At 72.4% G+C, this 20,185-nt stretch carries 22 protein-coding genes; 12 read left to right on the top strand and 10 right to left on the bottom strand.

Annotated features, from left to right (window positions below):
* The first annotated feature begins 62 nt into the window (after positions 1 to 62).
* On the top strand, positions 63 to 707 hold the full coding sequence (locus ACZ4XJ_RS11625) for a TetR/AcrR family transcriptional regulator (protein ID WP_362876464.1): 645 nt from the start codon (positions 63 to 65) through the stop codon (positions 705 to 707).
* Positions 708 to 714: 7 nt separating this feature from the next.
* Here the strand turns inward: ACZ4XJ_RS11625 and def are convergent, their stop codons facing one another.
* Positions 715 to 1,287: a peptide deformylase gene (gene def / locus ACZ4XJ_RS11620; protein WP_362876463.1), complete on the bottom strand. Its 573-nt coding sequence runs from the start codon at positions 1,285 to 1,287 to the stop codon at positions 715 to 717.
* 123 nt (positions 1,288 to 1,410) lie between these two features.
* Between def and ACZ4XJ_RS11615 the strand changes: the two genes are divergently transcribed.
* From ACZ4XJ_RS11615 to ACZ4XJ_RS11590, 6 genes are all read left to right on the top strand, one after another.
* On the top strand, positions 1,411 to 2,649 hold the full coding sequence (locus tag ACZ4XJ_RS11615) for a Mur ligase family protein (protein ID WP_362876462.1): 1,239 nt from the start codon (positions 1,411 to 1,413) through the stop codon (positions 2,647 to 2,649).
* Positions 2,650 to 2,678: 29 nt separating this feature from the next.
* Complete coding sequence (locus ACZ4XJ_RS11610; RefSeq protein ID WP_362876461.1) at positions 2,679 to 3,407, top strand: type 1 glutamine amidotransferase; 729 nt, start codon at positions 2,679 to 2,681, stop codon at positions 3,405 to 3,407.
* 202 nt (positions 3,408 to 3,609) lie between these two features.
* Positions 3,610 to 4,635 (top strand): 6-phosphofructokinase, encoded by a 1,026-nt coding sequence (locus tag ACZ4XJ_RS11605; RefSeq protein WP_362876460.1) that lies wholly within the window; start codon positions 3,610 to 3,612, stop codon positions 4,633 to 4,635.
* A gap of 91 nt (positions 4,636 to 4,726) precedes the next feature.
* Complete coding sequence (locus ACZ4XJ_RS11600; protein WP_362876459.1) at positions 4,727 to 5,683, top strand: cytochrome c oxidase assembly protein; 957 nt, start codon at positions 4,727 to 4,729, stop codon at positions 5,681 to 5,683.
* A 32-nt stretch (positions 5,684 to 5,715) separates the two neighbouring features.
* Positions 5,716 to 5,874, top strand: a complete 159-nt coding sequence (locus ACZ4XJ_RS11595; RefSeq protein WP_362876458.1) for a hypothetical protein — start codon at positions 5,716 to 5,718, stop codon at positions 5,872 to 5,874.
* A 134-nt stretch (positions 5,875 to 6,008) separates the two neighbouring features.
* On the top strand, positions 6,009 to 6,719 hold the full coding sequence (locus tag ACZ4XJ_RS11590) for a lysophospholipid acyltransferase family protein (protein WP_468496030.1): 711 nt from the start codon (positions 6,009 to 6,011) through the stop codon (positions 6,717 to 6,719).
* 37 nt (positions 6,720 to 6,756) lie between these two features.
* Here the strand turns inward: ACZ4XJ_RS11590 and ACZ4XJ_RS11585 are convergent, their stop codons facing one another.
* The 8 genes from ACZ4XJ_RS11585 to ACZ4XJ_RS11550 all read right to left on the bottom strand — a co-directional run bounded on the left by ACZ4XJ_RS11585 (position 6,757) and on the right by ACZ4XJ_RS11550 (position 14,037).
* Entirely contained in the window at positions 6,757 to 8,421 is a 1,665-nt protein-coding gene (locus tag ACZ4XJ_RS11585; protein WP_468496029.1) for an alpha/beta hydrolase, read from the bottom strand.
* 195 nt (positions 8,422 to 8,616) lie between these two features.
* Complete coding sequence (locus tag ACZ4XJ_RS11580) at positions 8,617 to 9,426, bottom strand: urease accessory protein UreD (protein WP_468496028.1); 810 nt, start codon at positions 9,424 to 9,426, stop codon at positions 8,617 to 8,619.
* The gene (gene ureG / locus ACZ4XJ_RS11575; protein WP_362876454.1) at positions 9,423 to 10,118 is read right to left on the bottom strand and encodes an urease accessory protein UreG; all 696 of its coding nucleotides are present in this window, start codon (positions 10,116 to 10,118) and stop codon (positions 9,423 to 9,425) included. Before ureG ends, ACZ4XJ_RS11580 begins: the two co-directional genes overlap by 4 nt.
* A 21-nt stretch (positions 10,119 to 10,139) precedes the next feature.
* Entirely contained in the window at positions 10,140 to 10,814 is a 675-nt protein-coding gene (locus tag ACZ4XJ_RS11570; protein ID WP_362876453.1) for an urease accessory protein UreF, read from the bottom strand.
* Between the two features lie 34 nt (positions 10,815 to 10,848).
* On the bottom strand, positions 10,849 to 12,570 hold the full coding sequence (locus tag ACZ4XJ_RS11565) for an urease subunit alpha (protein WP_468496027.1): 1,722 nt from the start codon (positions 12,568 to 12,570) through the stop codon (positions 10,849 to 10,851).
* A complete protein-coding gene (locus tag ACZ4XJ_RS11560; RefSeq protein WP_362876451.1) occupies positions 12,563 to 12,874 on the bottom strand; it encodes an urease subunit beta in 312 nt (103 codons plus the stop codon). Before ACZ4XJ_RS11560 ends, ACZ4XJ_RS11565 begins: the two co-directional genes overlap by 8 nt.
* A 13-nt stretch (positions 12,875 to 12,887) precedes the next feature.
* Positions 12,888 to 13,190, bottom strand: coding sequence for an urease subunit gamma (locus ACZ4XJ_RS11555; RefSeq protein ID WP_362876450.1), 303 nt, complete (start codon positions 13,188 to 13,190; stop codon positions 12,888 to 12,890).
* Positions 13,191 to 13,581: 391 nt separating this feature from the next.
* Entirely contained in the window at positions 13,582 to 14,037 is a 456-nt protein-coding gene (locus ACZ4XJ_RS11550; protein ID WP_383998940.1) for an ATP-binding protein, read from the bottom strand.
* Between the two features lie 197 nt (positions 14,038 to 14,234).
* Here ACZ4XJ_RS11550 and ACZ4XJ_RS11545 point away from each other — a divergent pair, with 197 nt between their 5' ends.
* Together ACZ4XJ_RS11545 and ACZ4XJ_RS11540 are read left to right on the top strand one after the other, a co-directional pair.
* Entirely contained in the window at positions 14,235 to 15,119 is an 885-nt protein-coding gene (locus tag ACZ4XJ_RS11545; RefSeq protein WP_362883421.1) for a helix-turn-helix domain-containing protein, read from the top strand.
* A 12-nt stretch (positions 15,120 to 15,131) separates the two neighbouring features.
* Entirely contained in the window at positions 15,132 to 15,353 is a 222-nt protein-coding gene (locus ACZ4XJ_RS11540) for a DUF397 domain-containing protein (RefSeq protein ID WP_468496026.1), read from the top strand.
* A gap of 29 nt (positions 15,354 to 15,382) precedes the next feature.
* On the opposite strand, the gene ACZ4XJ_RS11535 is transcribed toward ACZ4XJ_RS11540, so the two are convergent.
* Complete coding sequence (locus ACZ4XJ_RS11535) at positions 15,383 to 16,570, bottom strand: 8-amino-7-oxononanoate synthase (protein WP_468496025.1); 1,188 nt, start codon at positions 16,568 to 16,570, stop codon at positions 15,383 to 15,385.
* 156 nt (positions 16,571 to 16,726) lie between these two features.
* Here ACZ4XJ_RS11535 and bioB point away from each other — a divergent pair, with 156 nt between their 5' ends.
* The 3 genes from bioB to bioD are packed head-to-tail and all read left to right on the top strand — an operon-like array spanning position 16,727 to position 20,128.
* Positions 16,727 to 18,043 (top strand): biotin synthase BioB, encoded by a 1,317-nt coding sequence (gene bioB / locus ACZ4XJ_RS11530; RefSeq protein ID WP_468496024.1) that lies wholly within the window; start codon positions 16,727 to 16,729, stop codon positions 18,041 to 18,043.
* Positions 18,036 to 19,376 (top strand): adenosylmethionine--8-amino-7-oxononanoate transaminase, encoded by a 1,341-nt coding sequence (locus tag ACZ4XJ_RS11525; RefSeq protein ID WP_468496023.1) that lies wholly within the window; start codon positions 18,036 to 18,038, stop codon positions 19,374 to 19,376. The genes bioB and ACZ4XJ_RS11525 overlap by 8 nt, the downstream gene beginning before the upstream one ends.
* An 8-nt stretch (positions 19,377 to 19,384) precedes the next feature.
* The gene (gene bioD, locus ACZ4XJ_RS11520) at positions 19,385 to 20,128 is read left to right on the top strand and encodes a dethiobiotin synthase (RefSeq protein WP_468496022.1); all 744 of its coding nucleotides are present in this window, start codon (positions 19,385 to 19,387) and stop codon (positions 20,126 to 20,128) included.
* The last annotated feature ends 57 nt before the right edge of the window (positions 20,129 to 20,185 follow it).

Below are 20,185 nucleotides of genomic sequence, written 5' to 3'. Positions count from 1 at the left end.
GTGCGGGGTGTTACGTTGCGTGGGCGTCACGCACATCGCAAGGGCGGGGAGAGAAACACGTCATGCAGACCACTCAGCAGGCCGGCGAACCGGGAGCGGCGGACCGCCGGCGGCGGGAGCTGCTGGAAGCGGCCGACCGCGTCGTGCTCCGGGACGGCCCCAAGGCGTCCATGAACGCCATCGCGGCCGAGGCCGGCATCACGAAGCCGATCCTCTACCGACACTTCGGCGACAAGGCCGGCCTCTACCAGGCCCTCGCCGTCCGGCACACCGACGCCCTGCTGGAGTCGCTGCGGGCCGCGCTCGACGCCCCCGCCGAACGGCGCCGGCGGGTCGAGGCCACGCTCGACACCTACCTCTCCGCCATCGAGGCCCGCCCCCAGGTCTACCGCTTCCTGATGCACCCGGCCGAGGACTCGCAGAGCCCCGAGCGCGGCTTCGACGTCGGTCTGCACTCGGCCCCGCTGCTGCGCCGACTCGGCGAGGAACTGGCCCAGGTCGTCGGCGAACGGGTCGACCTCGGCCCGGGCGGCGAACGCCTGGCCCGGATCTGGGGGCACGGCATCGTCGGCATGATGCACGCGGCGGGGGACTGGTGGCTCGGCGAGCGCCCCTGCGACCGGGCGGAACTGGTCACGGGCCTCACCGACCTGCTGTGGGGCCGCCTCGCCACCGCGGGCAACCGCGCGGACGGCCCCGGGTTCTGAAGACCCGTCAGGACGTGGAGTCGGCCCCGCCGTACGCCGCCCGCGCGCCCCACGGGGTCTTGCGGATCGCCCGCCGCAGCCGCCTGGCCCGCAGCCCGGTGACCCGGTCCGCGTAGACCGTGCCGTCGAGGTGGTCGCACTCGTGCTGGAGGCAGCGGGCGAAGAACCCGGTGCCCTCGATGCGCACGGGCGACCCGTCGGAGGTGACGCCCTCGACGACCGCGCGGTCGTGGCGCACGGTTCCCGCCTCCAGCCCGGGCAGCGACAGGCAGCCCTCGGGACCGCGGTACTCGTCCCCGTCGGCGGCCACCAACCGCGGGTTGACGACGTGCCCGACGTGGCGGACGTCCTCGTCGTCCGGACAGTCGTAGACGAAGACGCGCTGCCCGACACCGACCTGGTTCGCGGCCAGGCCGACACCTTGGGCCGCGTACATCGTCGCGAACATGTCCTCGATGAGCCGGTCGAGTTCCGGGCCGAAGTCGGTGACCTCCGCGCAAGCGGAATGGAGCACCGGATCGCCCAGCAGGCTCATGGCGCGGACGAGTCCGGTGGTACCTGGAAGGGGGCGCTGTCGCATGGCGGTAAGGGTACGACGGGCGAATATATGAGGAGATCCGCGGCGGCCCGGGGGCGCCGCGGTCAAGGCCGCGGCAGGTACTGGATAGGCTGGGGCCGACCGACGCTAGGAGGACAAGGGACGATGGCAGGCAACACGGAGCCGCTTTCGCCGCGGGCCAAGCTGGCCGTGACGGCGGGCAAGGCCGCGGCGGCGGTGTCGCGGGCCGCGGGACGCGGAAGCGGATCGGTAATCGGTGGCAAGGTCGCACTCAGGCTGGACCCCGATCTTCTCGGCGCGCTGGCGCAGCACCTCGACGTCGTCCTCGTGTCCGCGACGAACGGCAAGACCACGACGACCCGGCTGATCGCCGAGGCCCTGCGGGCCGCCGGTCCGGTCGTCTCCAACGCGCTGGGCGCCAACATGCCGGCGGGCATCACCTCGGCCCTGGCCGGCGGCTCGGACGCCAAGTACGGCGTCATCGAGGTCGACGAGAAGTACCTGGCCGGAGTGGCCCGGGACGTCACCCCCAAGGTGATCGCCCTGCTCAACCTCTCCCGCGACCAGCTCGACCGCGCGGCGGAGACCCGCATGCTCGCCGAGAAGTGGCGCGAGGGCCTGGAGGGCTCGAAGGCGGTCATCGTCGCGAACTGCGACGACCCGCTGATCGTGTGGTCGGCCTCCTCCTCGCAGAACGTGGTGTGGGTCGCCGCGGGCCAGGAGTGGAAGGACGACGCCTGGTCGTGCCCCTCCTGCGGCGGCGTGATGCAGCGTCCCGGCGACGACTGGTTCTGCGCCGAGTGCGGCTTCCGCCGGCCGACCCCGAGCTGGGTGCTCTCCGGCGACCACGTGCTGGACCCGCACGGTTCGGCCTGGCCCATCCACCTCCAGCTGCCGGGCCGCGCCAACAAGGCCAACGCCGCCCAGTCCGCCGCCGTGGCCGCCGTGTTCGGCGTGCCGCCGCAGGTCGCGCTGGAGCGCATGTACCAGGTGCAGGCGGTGGCAGGCCGCTACGACGTCGTCAGCTTCATGGGGCGCGAGCTGCGGCTGCTGCTCGCGAAGAACCCGGCGGGCTGGCTGGAGACGTTCTCGCTGATCGACCCGCCGCCGACCCCGGTGATCCTGTCGGTGAACGCGCGCGGCGCCGACGGCACCGACACCTCCTGGCTGTGGGACGTCGACTACCCTCGCCTGGCCGGTCACCCGATCTTCGTGATCGGCGACCGCAAGCTGGACCTGGCGGTCCGCCTGGAAGTCGCGGGCCTGGACTTCCGGGTGTGCGAGACCCTCGACGAGGCCGTGCAGCTGGCGCCGCCCGGACAGATCGAGCTGATCGCGAACTACACCGCCTTCCAGGACGTGCGCCGCCGCGTCGGCAACTAGCCCCCGTCAGAAACGCAGAGGACAAGAGCATGAGCGACAACAGCCTGCGTCTGGTGTGGGTCTACCCCGACCTGCTCAGCACGTACGGAGACCAGGGCAACGCCCTCGTCGTGGAGCGCCGGGCGCGCCAGCGCGGCCTGGACGTGCAGCGCGTGGACGTGCGCAGCGACCAGCCCATCCCCACGTCGGGCGACATCTACCTGATCGGCGGCGGTGAGGACCGGCCGCAGCGACTGGCCGCGGAGCGCCTGCTGCGCGACGGCGGCCTGGAGCGGGCCGTCTCGAACGGGGCGATCGTCTTCTCGGTGTGCGCCGGGTACCAGATCCTCGGCCAGGAGTTCGTCAACGACGTCGGTCAGCGCCAGGAGGGCCTCGGCCTGCTGGACGTGGTGACCGTGCGCGGCGAGGGCGAGCGGTGCGTCGGTGACGTGCTCGGGGACATCGACCCGCGCCTGGGCCTGCCGCAGCTGACGGGCTTCGAGAACCACCAGGGCGTCACCCACCTCGGCCCGACGGCCCGCCCGTTCGCCCGGGTGAGCATGGGCCGCGGCAACGGCACCGGCGACGGCACCGAGGGCGCGTACAACGACACCGTCTTCGGTACGTACATGCACGGCCCCGTGCTGGCCCGCAACCCGCTCATCGCGGACCTGCTGCTGAAGCTGGCCCTCGACGTGAACGCGCTGCCGGCCATGGACGACCGTTGGTACGAGGCGCTGCGCGCCGAGCGCATCGCGGCGGCCACGCAGCCCGCGTAACGCGCGGCCGCGCCGTACCGCGCGCCGGGCCCGGATCCCCCCGCGGGGACCCGGGTCCGGCGTGCGTTCGTTCGTACGATTGATCGGACCAGCATGTGGAGGATGGTTCAGTCCAGCGCGGATCCGCTTGTAGGGTGACGGGTAGTTCCAACCGGACGACGTGGTCCGGTCGTCGGCCCACGTTGCAAAGGTTCCTCCTGCCATGCGCATTGGTGTGCTCACTTCCGGAGGCGACTGCCCCGGCCTCAATGCCGTCATCCGTTCCGTCGTGCACCGCGCCGTCGTCGACCACGGCGACGAGGTGATCGGCTTCCACGACGGCTGGCGCGGCCTGCTGGAGTGCGACTACAGCAAGCTCGACCTGGACGCCGTCAGCGGCATCCTGGCCCGCGGCGGCACCATCCTCGGCTCCTCCCGCGTCCAGCCCGCGCACCTGCGCGACGGTGTGGAGCGGGCCCGCGGGCACGTCCAGGACCTCGGCCTCGACGCCATCATCCCGATCGGCGGCGAGGGCACCCTGAAGGCCGCCCACCTGCTGTCGCAGGGCGGGCTGCCGATCGTCGGCGTGCCGAAGACGATCGACAACGACATCGCCTCGACCGATGTCACCTTCGGTTTCGACACGGCCGTGGGCGTCGCGACCGAGGCCCTGGACCGGCTGAAGACCACCGCCGAATCGCACCAGCGCGTGATGGTCGTCGAGGTCATGGGGCGCCACACCGGCTGGATCGCGCTGCACTCGGGCATGGCGGCCGGCGCGCACGCCATCGTGGTGCCGGAGCGGCCCTTCGACATCGACGAGCTGACGGCCATCGTCGGCGAGCGGTTCGAGGCGGGCAAGCGGTTCGCGATCGTCGTCGTCGCCGAGGGCGCCAAGCCGGCCGAGGGCTCGATGGCCCTGGAGCAGGGCGGTACGGACATCTACGGTCACGAGCGGTTCGCCGGCATCGGCAACCGGCTCGCCGTCGAACTGGAGGAGCGCCTCGGCAAGGAGGCCCGTCCGGTGATCCTGGGTCACGTCCAGCGCGGCGGCACGCCGACGGCGTACGACCGGGTGCTCGCGACCCGTTTCGGCTGGCACGCCGTCGAGGCGGCGCACCGCGGCGAGTTCGGCATGATGACCGCGCTGCGCGGTACCGAGATCCGGATGGTTCCGCTCGCCGGGGCCGTGGAGACCCTCAAGACGGTGCCCGCCGAGCGGTACGACGAGGCCCAGACCGTTCTGTGATGTTTCCCCCCTTCTGAGGGCGCCCCCGGACGCGTTCGCCTCCGGGGGCCCCATTACTGTGGTGGAGCACCACGGTCAAGGGAGTGAACAGATGGATCACAGCGGGCACGGCACGGACATGAACATGGACCTGCCGCCGTTCACTCTCGGGCGCGGGTTGGAGTTCTCCTTCGACGCCTTCTTCCTGTTCGCCTCCCTGGCCGGCCTCGCCCTCTACGCGTGGGGCGTGCTGCGGCTGCGCCGGCGCGGCGACGCCTGGCCGGTCGGTCGGACGGTCGCCTTCACCCTCGGTGTACTGACCGTGATCCTGATGATGTGCACCAAGCTGAACGACTACGGCATGGTCATGTTCAGCGTGCACATGGTCCAGCACATGGTGATCAGCATGATCACGCCGATCCTGCTGCTGCTCGGCGCCCCGGTCACGCTGGCGCTGCGCGCGCTGCCGCCCGCCGGGCGCGGTCGCAAGGGACCGCGCGAGCTGCTCCTGAAGCTGCTGCACAGCCGGTACATGCGGATCGTCACCCACCCGGCGTTCACCATCCCGATGTTCATCGCCAGCCTCTACGGGCTGTACTTCACCCCGCTCTTCGACTTCCTGATGGAGAGCCGTACCGGACACATCGCGATGATGGTCCACTTCCTCGCGGTCGGCCTGATCTTCTTCTGGCCGATCATGGGCGTGGACCCGGGCCCGCACCGCCCCGGCTACGTGATGCGGATGCTGGAACTGTTCGCGGGCATGCCCTTCCACGCCTTCTTCGGCATCGCCCTGATGATGGCCAGTGAGCCCATGATCAAGACGTACGCGAGCCCGCCGGCCTCCCTCGGCATCGACCCCCTGCTCGACCAGCAGTGGGGCGGCGGCATCGCCTGGGCCTTCAGCGAGATCCCCTCCGTACTGGTCCTGATCGCGCTGGTCTACCAGTGGTACCACTCGGAGCAGCGGGCCGCGAAGCGCTCCGACCGGGCCGCGGACCGCGACGGCGACCAGGAGCTCGCGGCGTACAACTCGTATCTCGCCTCGCTCCAAGGGCGCGGCCAGTAGCGCGGGAGCGCCCTCCCGCGCCACCATGGGGCATGACAGGATCCGTTAAGGCGATGGCCGTCACGACCTTCGCCGCCCTGGTGGCCGTTTCCGCCTATTCCGTGGTCCTCGGCAGCAACGGCTGGCTGTGGTTCGGCTGGGTGGTGCTGGGGCTCCTGACCCTCGGACTGGCCGCTTCGCGCCACGTCTGACCGATCCGCCCGGCGGGGCCCGCCCGGTGCGGGTCCGTGCCCCGCCGTACTGCGGGCTGCCCCCACCCCTCCTGCTCCGTGCCTGACTGTCCGTAGGATGGACGTGACCTTGAGGCATCGACGGGAGCTGCCCGGTGTTCTACCACTTGCTCAAGCACGTCCTGCTCGGCCCGCTGCTGCGGCTGCTGTTCCGGCCGCGGATCGAAGGACTGGAGAACATCCCCCCGGAGGGCGCCGCGATCATCGCGGGCAACCACCTCTCCTTCTCGGACCATTTCCTCATGCCCGCGATCCTCAAGCGGAGGATCACTTTCCTGGCGAAGGCCGAGTACTTCACCGGGCCGGGGATCAAGGGCCGGCTGACCGCCGCCTTCTTCCGCAGTGCCGGGCAGATCCCGGTGGACCGCTCCGGCAAGGACGCCGGCAAGGCGGCGCTGCGCGAGGGGCTGGGGGTCCTGGCCAAGGACGAGCTGCTCGGCATCTATCCCGAGGGCACGCGCTCGCACGACGGACGCCTCTACAAGGGCAAGGTCGGGGTGGCGGCGATGGCGCTCGGAGCCGGTGTGCCGGTGGTGCCCTGCGCCATGCTGGGCACCTTCGAGATCCAGCCTCCCGGCCAGAAGATCCCGAAGGTCCGGCGCGTCACGATCCGCTTCGGCGCCCCGCTGGACTTCTCCCGGTACGCCGGGATGGAGGGCGAGCGGGCGGTGCTGCGCGCCGTCACCGACGAGATCATGTACGCGATCCTCGGGCTCTCCGGTCAGGAGTACGTCGACCGGTACGCGGGCGAGGTGAAGGCCGAGGAGGAGGAGAAGCGGAAGAAGGCCCGGCGCCCGGGGCGCTGAGCCTTCTCCCTCACCTCGCGTCAGTGCTTCCGGGGTCTCAACGGACGGCCGGGAGCTCCTCGCGCGCCGGCAGGTCCGAGCCGGCCGGCCGGTCGGCCGACTTCGCGGTGGCCTGGGCGGGCGGCACCGGGGTGGCGTGCGGGGCGCACGTCACGTCCTTGGCGTCGACCTTCCCGGTCAGCAGGTAGGTGTCGACCCGCGTGTTGACGCAGGGGTTCACCAGGCTGGTGACGCCGTGCGAACCGGCGTTCTTCTCGGTGATCAGGCGCGAGCCCGCCAGCCGCTTGTGCAGCGAGACCGCGCCCTTGTACGGGGTGGCCGCGTCGCGCTCGGACTGGACGATCAGCACCGGCGGCAGACCGCGCTCGACACCGACCTCGATCGGGGTGCTCTGCTTGGACTTCCAGGTCGCGCAGGGCAGGTTCATCCACGCGTTGGACCAGGTCAGGAACGGGTACTTCTGGTGCAGCTTGGTGTTGTCCCGGTCCCACTTGGCCCAGCTGGTGGGCCACTTGGCGTCGGCGCACTCGACGGCGGTGTAGACCGCGTTGCCGTTCTCCGAGGCCGCGTTGCCCACCGTGTCGGACATGTCCGGGGCGATCGCGTCGACCAGCGCCTGCGTGTCGCCCGCGAGGTACGCGCTCCAGGTCTGGGCGACGGGCACCCAGGAGGAGTCGTAGTAGGGGGCGCCCTGGAAGAAGCCGATCAGCTCGGCCGGGCCGACGACCCCGCCGATGGGGTTGGCCTTGGCGGTGGCGCGCAGCTCCTGGTACTTCGCCTCCACCTTGGCGCGGGTGTCCCCGATGTGGAAGACGCTGTCGTTCTTGGCGACCCAGTCCTGCCAGTCGTTCCAGCGCATCTGGAAGGCGACGTCCTGGCCCAGGTTGGCCTCGTACCAGATGTTGTCCTGGTCGGGGTCGACCACGCTGTCGACGATCATGCGGCGCACGTGGGTCGGGAACAGGGTGGCGTAGACCCCGCCCAGGTAGGTGCCGTAGGAGACGCCGAGGAAGTTCAGCTTCTGCTCACCGAGGGCGGCCCGGATGACGTCCAGGTCGCGCGCGGTGTTGGGGGTGGTCATGTGCGGCAGCATCTCGCCGCTGCGCTCCTTGCAGCCGTCCGCGTACTCGGCGGCGAGCTTGCGCTGGGCGCGCTTGTCGGCCTCGTTGGACGGGACCGGGTCGGCCTTGGGGGCCTTGACGAACTCCTGCGGGTCGACGCAGGAGATCGGCGCGGAGTGACCCACGCCGCGGGGGTCGAAGCCGACGAAGTCGTAGGCCTTCGAGGTGTTCACCCACAGCGGGCTCTTGGTGGTGACCCGGCGCGGGAAGCGCATGCCGGAACCGCCGGGGCCGCCCGGGTTGTAGACGAGGGCGCCTTGGCGCTCCTCCTTGGTCCCGGTGCTGACGGCGCGGTCGACCGCGAGGTCGATGGTCTTGCCGAAGGGCTTGGTGTAGTCGAGCGGGACCTTGACCCAGCCGCACTGGATCGGCTTCTCGAAGCCCCAGTCGGCCGGACAGTCCTTCCAGTCGATGCCGGTCCGCGCGGCGCGCGCGGCGGCGATCCGTACCCCGACCGCCTCGGCGGATCCGTTGTCACGGCCGGCCGGAGCCGCCGTGGCGGGCGTCGCGAGCAACAGGCCTGCGGCCAGTGCGCCGGTGACGAGTGTGGCGGCGCTCCCCAGCGCCGCGGTACGTATCACGTGGTTGGTCCCCTTGCGTAGGTGCCGCCGTGGGCGGCGGGTCGGTCTGCCTCGATCTTGGGGTGCAAGGGGATCCTGCTGCCTGCCGCGTACCCGGCGACAGTGCCCGGGCCGGTTCTTTGCCAACCCGATAACCGGAGAGGGCAGTACCGCTGACCGGTGCCGGGTAGCGTCGTGGGCCGAATCGAGGCTCCGTCACCACCCGTACGAGCGCAGGGCGGCGTCCAGGAGTTCGCGCAGTCGCAGCGCGTCGGGGGCCAGGGCCGTCACCAGTACGGCCGGGCCGGCGAGCGGGGTGGCCGCCGCGAACTCCCCCAGGACCGCGGCGGGCGGCGGCGCCGCGGCGAACGCCGGGTCCACCACGAGGAGCTGACCGAGCGCGCGGTGTCCGGCGAGTCCCGCCGGACCGTCCCAGCCGCCGGGGGCGCCGGGGCCGCAGGTGGTGTCCTGGTCGAGCAGGGGCCGGCCGTCCCGGGTGACGGTGAGCCGGCTGCGCAGCAGACCGGGGTCCTCGGCGCTGCGACCCAGTACCTGTTCCTCCCGCAGCACCAGCCGGGCGGCCGGCGCCAGTTCGACCCGGGTGCGCACGCGCAGGTCGCTGCCGCGCACGGAGACCAGCTGCTCCGGGAGCCAGCGCACGGCCGCGTCCCCGGCGAGGGTCAGCCGTACGTCGTACCGCGCGGGTTCGCCGCCGCGGCCGGGCAGGGCCAGGGTGGCCGCCGCCGAGCGCAGGGCGAGGCGCGCGCCGGGTCCCGCCGCCGCCTCGACCGTGAGGTGGTCGCCGCCGAGGGGGGCGCTCATCGCGCCGACCAGCATCACCTCCGCTTCGCCGCCGCCGCCCCCGACGCGGCGCAGGGCGAGCGGCCCCTCCCCGGCCAGCAGGGGCAGGGCGGTGCCGCCGCGTCCGTCGGCGACGGCCTCGATGCGGGCGGTGGCCCACAGACCGGTGGCGGGCGGGGCGGCGGGGGGCGCCGGGCCGAGGGTGACGGAGGCCGCGGGCGTCACCGTACGGTCCAGGCGGCGATCCGCTCGCGGACCCAGGCGGCCACCGGGGCCACGCCCTCCGGGCCGCGCAGGGACTGGAAGGTGACGGGCAGGTCGCCGCGCTGCTCGGCGGCGTCGCGGGCCATCCGGCCGAGGTCGGAGCCGACGTGCGGGGCGAGGTCGGTCTTGTTGACGACCAGCAGATCGGCGGTGGTGACGCCGGGGCCGCCCTTGCGGGGGATGTCGTCGCCGCCGGCCACGTCGATGACGAAGATCTGGGCGTCGACCAGGCCCCGGGAGAAGGTGGCGGTGAGGTTGTCCCCACCGGATTCGACGAGGATCAGGTCGAGGGGGCCGCTGTGCAGGAAGGCCTCCTCCAGTTCCTCGACGGCCTCCAGGTTGGCGGAGATGTCGTCGCGGATCGCGGTGTGCGGGCAGGCCCCGGTCTCGACGGCGGCGATCCGCTCGGGCGGCAGGACGGCCTCGCGGAGCAGGAACTCGGCGTCCTCCCGCGTGTAGATGTCGTTGGTGACCACGGCCATGGACAGTTCGGTGCGCAGGCTGCGGCAGAGGGCGGCTACGGTCGCGGTCTTCCCGGAGCCGACGGGCCCGCCGAGGCCGATCCGCAGGGCCCGCCGGCTGCCGTCGGCGCGCACCGGGGCGGCGCTGTGGGTGTGCCGGTGGCTGTGGGTGAGTTCGTGGTCGAGGTGCACGGGGTGACTCCTTCGAAGTGGTCAGGAAGCGAAGAGGCGTACGGGCCAAGCGGCATGGGCCTCGGCGGCGATGTCCAGCAGGACCGAGGAGGCCGCGGGCAGTGCCCCCGTTCCCCCGGTGCGGGCCGTCAGGGCGGCTTCGGCCGCCCGCGCGGCGACGTCGTCCAGCTCGCCGGCCAGCCCGGCCAGCACCCCGCTCGCCTCGAAGGGGTCCAGGCCCAGCAGCCGTACCGTGGCGGTGGCGGGCCCGCTGACGCTCTCGTACGCCGCCACGTGCGCGGCCTCCAGCGGTCCGAGCCCGGCGGCCCGGGCGGTGACGCCCAGCACCACCGGCTGGTGCGCCCCACGCGGGAAGGCCGCGGCCAGCGCCTCCAGTTCGGGGTGCGGCCAGGTGGCGCGGGCGGCCCGCAGCAGTTGCCGTCCCAGGCGCCGCGCGGCGGTGCGCAGCGCGGGCGAGGGGGTCCGCGCGTCGGCGGCCTCGTCGAGTGCGGCGGCGTCGAGGCCGAGGGCCGCTGCGGCGGCGAGGCCGGCCGAGGTGAGACCGGCGGTGTGCAGCCGGCCCCGGCAGAACGCGGCCAGGGTGGCGGCGTCGTGGATGCGCCCGGCCTTGCAGGCCGCCTCCGCCCCGCCGGAGTGCGCGTGCCCTCCGGCGGGGAAGCGGCCGTCCGCGAGGACGAGCAGTGCGGCGAGGCTCATCCGTTGGGCTCCCGCGTCGTGGTGTGTCGTCCCATCAGAAGAGGAAGTAACGCTGGGCCATGGGCAGTTCCCGGGCGGGCGCGGGTTCCACGACCTCGCCGTCGATGGAGACGGTGAAGGTGTCGGCGTCGACCTCCACCCTCGGCATGGCGTCGTTGTTGCGCATGTCGGCCTTGCCGACCTTGCGGGTGTTCTCGATCGCCGCGAACTCCTTCCCGAGGCCCAGCCGTTCGGGCAGCCCGTCGTCGAGGGCGACCTGGGAGGTGAAGTTGAGGGAGTTCAGCGCGGGCGCCCTGCCGTGGCCGCCGAACATGGGCCGGGGCAGGACGGGCTGGGGCGTGGGGATCGAGGCGTTGGCGTCGCCCATCTGGGCGTGGGCGATCTGGCCGCCCTTGATGACGACGTCGGGCTTGACGCCGAAGAAGGCCGGGTCCCACAGCACGAGGTCGGCGAGCTTGCCGGGTTCGACGGAGCCGACGTCGCGGGCGAGGCCTTGGGCGACGGCCGGGTTGATCGTGTACTTGGCGACGTAGCGGCGGGCCCGGTGGTTGTCTGCGGGGCCGTCGCCGGGCAGGAACCCGCGACGCTTCTTCATCACGTGGGCGGTCTGCCAGGTGCGCATGACCACTTCGCCGACCCGGCCCATGGCCTGGGAGTCGGAGGAGATGATGGAAATGGCTCCGAGGTCGTGCAGGACGTCCTCGGCGGCGATGGTCGAAGGTCTGATCCGCGATTCGGCGAAGGCGAGGTCCTCGGGAACGGCCGGGTTGAGGTGGTGGCAGACCATCAGCATGTCGAGGTGTTCCTCGACGGTGTTGACGGTGTGCGGCCGGGTCGGATTGGTGGAGCTGGGCAGGATGTTCGGCTCGGAGACGACGGTGATGATGTCGGGAGCGTGCCCGCCTCCCGCGCCCTCGGTGTGGTACGAGTGGATGGACCGGCCGGCGATGGCGGCGAGGGTGTCGGCGACGAATCCGGCCTCGTTGAGGGTGTCGGTGTGGATCGCGACCTGGGCGCCGGTGTCCTCGCAGACGTTCAGGCAGGCGTCGATGACGGCGGGGGTGGCCCCCCAGTCCTCGTGGATCTTGAACCCGAGTGCTCCGCCGCGCAGTTGGGAGTACATGCCCTCGCGGGACATGGTGTTGCCCTTGCCGAGCAGGCCGATGTTGACGGGATGGGCCTCCAGCGCGGCGAACATCCGGGCGAGGTGCCAGGGGCCGGGCGTCACCGTGGTGGCCTTGGAGCCCTCGGCGGGGCCGGTGCCGCCGCCGACGAGAGTGGTGATCCCGGAGGCGAGGGCCTCGTCGATGACGGTCGGGGAGATGAAGTGCACGTGCGCGTCGATGGCGCCGGCGGTGACGATCTTCCCGTTGCCCGCGATGATCTCGGTCTCGGGGCCGATCACCAGGGCGGGGTCCACCCCGTCCATGGTGTCGGGGTTGCCGGCCTTGCCGAGGGCGCGGATGCGGCCGTCCCGGATGCCGATGTCGGCCTTGACGATGCCCCAGTGGTCGAGGACGACCACGCCCGTGATCACCGTGTCGGGGGCTCCCTCGGCGCGGGTGGTGCGGGCCTGGCCCATGGACTCGCGGATGACCTTGCCGCCGCCGAAGACGGCTTCGTCGCCGGAGCGGGCGGGACCGCCGCTGAGGTCCTGTTCGATCTCCACGAAGAGGTCGGTGTCGGCGAGCCGGATCCGGTCGCCCGCCGTCGGCCCGAAGAGGCGCGCGTACACCTGGCGCGAGAGCTCAGCCATCGAGCGGCCCTCCGGTCTCGCCGCGCAGTCCGGGGACCTGCCGGAGGCCGCCGATCGGTACGAGTTCCACGGCGACCGGGATGCCCGGCTCGAAGCGGACGGCGGTGCCGGCGGCGATGTTGAGGCGCAGTCCGTGCGCGGCCCCACGGTCGAAGTCGAGGCCGGGGTTGGCCTCGGCGAAGTGGTAGTGCGAGCCGACCTGGACGGGTCGGTCGGCGGCGTTGAGTACGGTGATGCGGGTGACGGGCCGACCTTCGTTGAGGCGCACCGGACCGTCCCCGTAGGCGATTTCCCCCGGGATCATGCGGTACTCCCCCTCAGACGATCGGATCGTGGACGGTGACGAGCTTGGTGCCGTCCGGGAAGGTCGCCTCGACCTGGACGTCGTGGATCATCTCGGGGATGCCCTCCATGACCTCGTCGCGCCGCAGGACGGTCCGGCCGGACGTCATGAGCTCGGCCACGGTCCGTCCGTCGCGGGCCCCTTCGAGGAGGTGCGAGGTGATGAGCGCGATCGCCTCGGGGTGGTTCAGCCGGAGGCCGCGCGCCCTCCGCTTCTCGGCCACGTCGGCAGCGACGTGGATGAGGAGTCTCTCTTGTTCATGTGGTGTCAGTCGCACACGTATCACCAAGCTTCCAGGACATGATCAACATCGCGCCGGGGATGACCGTAGCCGCCTTCAACGCTTCGTTGACCTGCACATATCCGCGCCAAGCAGGACTTGCCCAACGCGGGGGGAGGCTTTCCTCGCCCATCACCGTCGCTTTGCCGCACCATGGGTGATCTTTGACGGAACGCCACGGGTTCGACGGTAGGGCGCGCACTTTTCCACCGCGTTAACGCACGTTTCGGTGAGGCACCCGATTCGACGCGGGAGGCTCCCCGGGCCGGCTTCCGTATACGGGCCGGCGGCGCGGGACACGGGGAGGGTCAGCCCTCGACCCGGTCCGGCGCGTCGGACGCGGCGCGGGCGGCCGCGCCCCCGCACGGGCGGGGCGCGGCGCCACCGGTCAGCACCCGCGGGCGACCCCGACGGCCGACGCGTCCACGGGGCGCCAGGGCAGGGCGATCCACACGGTCTTGCCACCGTCCTCGGTCGGGCTGACCGAAAGCCGGCCCCCCGCCTCGGCGGCCAGCCAGCGGATGATGACCATGCCGCGGCCGTTGTCCTGCTGGACGGCGGCCGGGAGCCGCTTGGGCCAGCGGGGGTGACTGTCCGTCACGCCGACGCGCAGCCATTCCTCGCGTTCCAGGCGGACGTCGACGGTGAAGGTGGGCGACTGGCCGAAGGTGTGCTGCACGGCGTTGGTGGCGAGTTCCGAGACGATCAACCGGATGCTGTCCGCGGTGGCGGCGTCCTCGGGCAGACCCCACGCGCTCAGCACCTCCGCCACGTAGCGGCGGGCGGCGGCGACCGAGACCGGCTCGCTCGGCAGAGTGATGGATGCTTCCTGGTGATCTGCCATGGCGACGTCCCTTTCCCACCGGGGCGGAGCCGCCCCGGATCTACGCTGAGCGCCAGAGTGCCACCCATCGTGCCGCCGAATCCCCCGATCCCCCAAGATATGCATATATCTGTCGCTCGATGCGGTGAACTCTGCTACGGAAGAGCCTATTTGGACGTCAGACTGGTGCGAGCTGTGCCGGTGGAAGGAGAACGGCTATGCAGCACGGTCCCGCGGTGCGTCGGCGCAAGCTCGGCGAGGAACTGCGTTCCCTTCGCGACCGATCCGGGCTCACCAGTGGTGAGGTCGCCCGGATCGTGGGATGGCACCAGTCGAAAATCAGCCGCATCGAAACCGGTCGCAGTGGCGTGAAGGCGGAGGACATCCGGCTGCTCCTGGACGCCTACGGGGAGGTCGTGAGCGTGCAGCAACGGGCGCTCCTGGAGGCTTTGGGCGCCTCGGCGGCCGGGCCCGCGGCGGGTGCGGACACCGGGCGGGGTCGCCAGTGGTGGCACGACTACCGGGGGCTGCTGCCGCAGGAGTACCGGGACTTCATCAGCCTGGAGGCCGGGGCCCGCGCCGCCCGGACGGTGGAACTCTCCGTGGTCCCGGGCCTGTTGCAGACCCCGGACTACGCGCGGGCCGTGACCCGGGCCGCGCTCGGGGGTCTGCCGGAGCCGAAGGTGGACGCGCTGGTCGACGTACGGCTGGCCCGGCAGGCGGTGCTGCGGGCGGATCCGCCGCTGGAGCTGAGCGCGGTGCTGGACGAGGCGGTGCTGCGCCGGCAGATCGGCGGGCCGGGGGTGATGAAGGAACAGCTGGGGCACCTGGTGGAGGTGGCGCAGCTGCCCCAAGTGCGTCTGCAGGTACTGCCGTTCAGCGTGGGGGGACATCTCGGCCTCACCGGACCGTTCGTAATTTTCTCATTTCCGAGCATCGCTGATCTGGATGTGGTGGTACTCGACCATTTGACGAGTAGCCTCTATCTGGAGCGGAAGGAAGACCTGGACGCGTACAGCGCCGCGTTCCGCACCATCCAGGCGCACGCCCTCCCGCCCCGTGACTCGTCGGATCTCATCAGCTCATTCGCTGACGACGCGTAAGGAGGCACCCCCGTGTCCGCAACCCCCTTATCCACCAGCGGACTTCTGAACAGCGCGCGGTGGCGGCGGAGCAGCCGCAGCACCGGAATGAACAACTGCGTGGAAGCGGCCGCCCTCACCGGTGGTCTGCTCGCCGTCCGCGACTCCAAGCGGGCGGACGGTCCGGCCGTGCTCTTCACCGGGCCGGCCTGGGACGGCTTCCTCGCGGCCGTACGGGCGGACGGGCTCGGCTGAACGACCCGGCCCGGTGGCCCGGGTCCGGCTCAGCCCCGTAGTGCCCGCGGGTCCGTGGCCCCCGCCGGAGCGGTCCGCAGGATCGTCTCCACGGCCCGACCGATCTCGTCCCCCGTGAGATCGGCGCGCGCCGTCAGCCGCAGCCGGGAAATGCCGTCCGGCACCGACGGCGGGCGGAAGCACCCCACGGACAGACCTGCCTCGCGGCAGTCGGCGGCCCAGCGCAGTGCCGCCGAAGCCGACGGGGCCCGTACCGACACCACGGCCGCGTCCGGCCGGGCCGCGGTCAGGCCGGACGCGGTGAGCCGCTCGAACAACAGGGCGGCCACCTCCCGGGCCCGGTCCGCGCGCTGCGGCTCACGTCGGAGCAGTCGCAGGCTCGCCAGCGCCGCGCCCGTGGCGGCCGGGGCCAGCCCGGTGTCGAAGATGAACGTCCTCGCGGTGTTGACCAGGTGCCGGATCACCTTGGCCGGCCCCAGCACCGCGCCTCCCTGACTGCCCAGGGACTTCGAGAGGGTCACCGTCGCGACCACGTCCGGCGCCCCGGCGAGTCCCGCCGCGTGCAGCGCGCCCCGGCCGCCCTCGCCCAGCACCCCGAGCCCGTGCGCGTCGTCCACGACCAGCGCCGCGCCCTCCGCCCGGCAGGCCGCCGCGTACCCGGGGAGCGGGGCGGCGTCCCCGTCGACGGAGAAGACGGAGTCGCTGACCAGCAACGCGCGCCCGTCGTGCGCGGCGAGGGTCTTGCGCGCCGCCTCCGGTTCCCCGTGCGGGGTGACCGCGATCTCGGCGCGCGAGAGCCGGCAGCCGTCGACGATCGAGGCGTGGTTGCCTGCGTCGGAGACGACGAGGGTGCCCCGGTCGCTCAGCGCCGTCACGGCGGCCAGGTTCGCGGCGTATCCGGACGAAAGGACCAGAGCGGCCTCGAAGCCGCAGAACGCCGCCAGTTCCCGCTCGAACTCCGCATGAAGCTCGGTCGTGCCCGTCACCAGTCGGGACCCCGTCGCTCCCGCGCCCCAGCGCTCCGCCGCCTCGCACGCGCCCCGGACCGTCTCGGGGTGTCGCGACAGCCCCAGGTAGTCGTTGCTCGCCAGGTCGAGCAGCGGCGAGGAGGCCGGCCGCGGACGCAGGGTCCGCACCAGCCCGGCCCGCTCGCGGGCCCGTTCGGCTTCGTCGATCCAGGTGAAGACGTCCGAGGGCTCGGGGGCGTGTTCAGGCATCGGCGGGTCCTCGATTTTTGTCGGCAGTCCACAGATCAGAAAGACCCTAGCCGCCGGACCCCGCGCGCCAGGTGTGGCGATACACACACTCCGTTCCGGCCATGTTGTTCATTCTCTCCTTGGCCGGGAGTGGTCGCGTGGTTCAGGATCAGCCTCATGGACCTGCTGAACACCTTGGTGGAAAAGGGACTGCGGCGCGAGCTGCCGACCCGCGATGAGGCACTCGCCGTGCTGGCGACCTCTGACGACGACCTGCTCGACGTGGTGGCCGCGGCCGGCAAGGTGCGCCGCCAGTGGTTCGGCCGTCGGGTCAAGCTGAACTACTTGGTCAACCTGAAGTCCGGGCTCTGTCCCGAGGACTGCTCTTACTGCTCCCAGCGGCTGGGGTCGAAGGCCGAGATCCTCAAGTACACCTGGCTCAAGCCCGAGGAGGCCTCCGAGGCCGCGGCGGCCGGTGTCGCCGGCGGCGCCAAGCGGGTCTGCCTGGTGGCCAGCGGCCGCGGTCCGACCGACCGGGACGTCGACCGCGTCGGCAGGACGATCGCCGCCATCAAGGAGCAGAACGAGGGCGTCGAGGTCTGCGCCTGCCTGGGTCTGCTCTCCGACGGTCAGGCCGAGCGGCTGCGCGACGCGGGCGCCGACGCCTACAACCACAACCTCAACACGTCCGAGGCCACCTACGGCCAGATCACCAAGACGCACACGTACGCGGACCGCGTCGACACCGTCCAGAAGGCCCACGCGGCGGGCCTGTCGGCCTGCTCGGGGCTGATCGCGGGCATGGGCGAGAGCGACGAGGACCTCGTCGACGTCGTCTACTCGCTGCGCGAGCTCGACCCCGACTCGGTACCGGTCAACTTCCTGATCCCGTTCGAGGGCACCCCGCTGGCGAAGGAGTGGAACCTCACCCCGCAGCGCGCCCTGCGGATCCTGGCGATGGTGCGCTTCGTCTGCCCCGACGTCGAGGTCCGTCTCGCGGGCGGCCGCGAGGTCCACCTGCGGAGCATGCAGCCGCTGGCCCTGCACCTGGTCAACTCGATCTTCCTCGGCGACTACCTGACCAGTGAGGGCCAGGCCGGCCAGGCCGACCTCGACATGATCGCGGACGCGGGCTTCGAGGTGGAGGGCGCCGGTACGACGACCCTCCCGAAGCACCGCTCCGATGTCGCGGGCGCGCGCGCCGCGGCCGCCCCGGGCAGCCCCTGCGGCTCCGGTGGCGGTTCCGTCTGCGGCTCCGGATCCGCTGCGGCGTCCGACGCCGATTCCGGCGCGGCCGGGGCCGGGTGCGGTTCCGCCTGCGGTGGTTGCTCGGGGCACGCCGAGCCCGTCGCGGCCGAGGCCGCGGTGGCCGCCGCCGCCTCCGGCGACGCCGCCGAGGCCGCGCCCGCCCAGGCGGCGGCCGGCGAGGTGCGCCCGGAGCTGGTGGCCGTCCGTCGGCGCGGGACGGGAACGGACCTCGCCCCCAATGCCTGACGAGAACCACCCGCACCACCAGCACCACCGGCCCGACCCGCTGCCGGCCGCCGAGCTGCTGGCGCTGGACCGGCAGCACGTCTGGCACCCGTACGGTCCGATGCCGGGGCGGCAGGAGCCCCTCGTCGTCGCCTCGGCCTCGGGCGTCCGGCTCCGGCTGGGCGCCCCGGCCGAGGGGCGGGACGAGCTCGTCGACGGCATGTCCTCCTGGTGGTCCGCCATCCACGGCTACAACCACCCGGTGCTGAACGAGGCCGCGACGGCCCAGCTCGGCAAGATGTCGCACGTGATGTTCGGCGGGCTCACCCACGAGCCCGCCGTCCGGCTCGCGGCCAAGCTCGTCGAGATCACCCCGGTGGGCCTGGAGCATGTCTTCCTCGCCGATTCCGGTTCGGTCTCCGTCGAAGTCGCCGTCAAGATGTGCCTGCAGTACTGGCGTTCGCTGGGGCGCACCGGCAAGACCCGGCTGCTCACCTGGCGCGGCGGCTACCACGGCGACACCTGGCAGCCGATGGCCGTCTGCGATCCCGAGGGCGGGATGCACGAGCTGTGGCAGGGCCACCTGCCCCGGCAGGTCTTCGCGGACGCCCCGACCGGGGGCTTCGACACACCGGTGGATCCGGCGTACGTCGCCCACCTGCGGTCCCTGATCGCCGCGCACGCGGACGAGCTGGCCGCCGTCATCGTGGAGCCGGTCGTGCAGGGTGCGGGCGGCATGCGCTTCCACCACCCGGACCACCTGCGGGTGCTGCGCGAACTCTGCGACGAGTACGACGTCCTGCTGATCCTGGACGAGATCGCCACCGGCTTCGGCCGCACGGGCGCCCTGTTCGCCGCCGACCACGCGGGGATCACCCCGGACGTCATGTGCCTGGGCAAGTCGCTGACCGGCGGCTACCTCACGCTCGCGGCGACGCTGTGCACCTCCCGCGTGGCCGACGGCATCTCCCGGGGCGAGGTCCCGGTGCTCGCGCACGGGCCGACCTTCATGGGCAACCCGCTCGCCACCGCGGTCGCGCTGGCCTCGATCGAGCTGCTGCTCGGCCAGGACTGGACGACCGAGGTCAAGCGCGTCGAAACCGGCCTGCGCGCGGGCCTGGCCCCGGCGGCCGACCTGCCCGGGGTCCGGGACGTACGGGTACTGGGCGCGATCGGCGTGGTCCAGCTGACGCACCAGGTCGACGTGGCCGCCGCGACCCGGACCGCGGTCCGGGAAGGCGTCTGGCTGCGCCCGTTCCGCGACCTGATCTACACGATGCCGCCGTTCGTCACCGACGACGCCGACGTGGCCCGCATCGGCCGCGCGGTCGTCGCGGCGGCCCGGGAAGGCTGAGGCCCACCATGTCCATCCTCATCGTGTCCGGCACGGGCACCGAGATCGGCAAGACGGTGGTCACCTCCGCCGTCGCCGCGGCCGCTGTGGCGGCCGGCCTCTCGGTGGCGGTGCTCAAGCCGGCGCAGACCGGCGTCGGTCCCGACGAGCCCGGGGACGCCGCCGAGGCGGTACGCCTGGCCGGCCCCTCGGTGACGGCGCTCGAACTGGCCCGCTACCCCGAGCCGTTGGCCCCGGACACCGCCGCCCGGCGCTCCGGCCTGCCGGCCCTGTCCCCCGCCGCGATCGCCGAGGCGGCGCAGCGGCTCGCCGCCCGGCACGACCTCGTGCTGGTGGAGGGCGCGGGCGGGCTGCTCGTGCGCTTCGACCCCGAAGGCCACACCCTGGCCGACGCGGCCCGGCTGCTGTCGGCCCCGGTCCTCGTGGTGGCGCCCGCCGGACTCGGCACGCTCAACGCCACCACCCTGACCGTCGAAGCCCTGCGCTCCCGGGCGCTGACCCCGCTCGGTGTGGTCGTCGGCAGTTGGCCCGCCGACCCCGACCTGGCCTCCCGCTGCAACCTCGCCGACCTCCCCTCGTCCGCCGGGATCCCGCTGCTCGGCGCGGTTCCCGAGTCGTCCGGCGCGCTGTCCCCGGCCCGCTTCCGCGAAGCCGCGCCGACTTGGCTGGCGCCGCCCCTGCACGGCACGTGGCAGGCAGCCTCCTTCATGTCCCACTGGGCACCGCCCGTACCGGGACCGTCCGGGGGCTGACGTTGGGGTCGTTCCGGGCTTGCCGCCCGGTGGGCGGTCCAGCGACGTCCACGGCCT

The sequence above is a fragment of the Streptomyces sp. NPDC029836 genome, from assembly GCF_055574495.1.
This window is presented reverse-complemented; position numbering and strand designations above follow the sequence as displayed.

Bases quoted from the DNA above. Each gene is read 5' to 3' on its own strand.
- ACZ4XJ_RS11625 (WP_362876464.1), top strand. From the start codon at position 63: ATGCAGACCACTCAGCAGGCCGGCGAACCGGGAGCGGCGGACCGCCGG.
- def (WP_362876463.1), bottom strand. From the start codon at position 1,287: ATGCGACAGCGCCCCCTTCCAGGTACCACCGGACTCGTCCGCGCCATG.
- ACZ4XJ_RS11615 (WP_362876462.1), top strand. From the start codon at position 1,411: ATGGCAGGCAACACGGAGCCGCTTTCGCCGCGGGCCAAGCTGGCCGTG.
- ACZ4XJ_RS11610 (WP_362876461.1), top strand. From the start codon at position 2,679: ATGAGCGACAACAGCCTGCGTCTGGTGTGGGTCTACCCCGACCTGCTC.
- ACZ4XJ_RS11605 (WP_362876460.1), top strand. From the start codon at position 3,610: ATGCGCATTGGTGTGCTCACTTCCGGAGGCGACTGCCCCGGCCTCAAT.
- ACZ4XJ_RS11600 (WP_362876459.1), top strand. From the start codon at position 4,727: ATGGATCACAGCGGGCACGGCACGGACATGAACATGGACCTGCCGCCG.
- ACZ4XJ_RS11595 (WP_362876458.1), top strand. From the start codon at position 5,716: ATGACAGGATCCGTTAAGGCGATGGCCGTCACGACCTTCGCCGCCCTG.
- ACZ4XJ_RS11570 (WP_362876453.1), bottom strand. From the start codon at position 10,814: ATGAGCCTCGCCGCACTGCTCGTCCTCGCGGACGGCCGCTTCCCCGCC.
- ACZ4XJ_RS11565 (WP_468496027.1), bottom strand. From the start codon at position 12,570: ATGGCTGAGCTCTCGCGCCAGGTGTACGCGCGCCTCTTCGGGCCGACG.
- ACZ4XJ_RS11560 (WP_362876451.1), bottom strand. From the start codon at position 12,874: ATGATCCCGGGGGAAATCGCCTACGGGGACGGTCCGGTGCGCCTCAAC.
- ACZ4XJ_RS11550 (WP_383998940.1), bottom strand. From the start codon at position 14,037: ATGGCAGATCACCAGGAAGCATCCATCACTCTGCCGAGCGAGCCGGTC.
- ACZ4XJ_RS11545 (WP_362883421.1), top strand. From the start codon at position 14,235: ATGCAGCACGGTCCCGCGGTGCGTCGGCGCAAGCTCGGCGAGGAACTG.
- ACZ4XJ_RS11535 (WP_468496025.1), bottom strand. From the start codon at position 16,570: ATGCCTGAACACGCCCCCGAGCCCTCGGACGTCTTCACCTGGATCGAC.
- bioB (WP_468496024.1), top strand. From the start codon at position 16,727: ATGGACCTGCTGAACACCTTGGTGGAAAAGGGACTGCGGCGCGAGCTG.
- ACZ4XJ_RS11525 (WP_468496023.1), top strand. From the start codon at position 18,036: ATGCCTGACGAGAACCACCCGCACCACCAGCACCACCGGCCCGACCCG.
- bioD (WP_468496022.1), top strand. From the start codon at position 19,385: ATGTCCATCCTCATCGTGTCCGGCACGGGCACCGAGATCGGCAAGACG.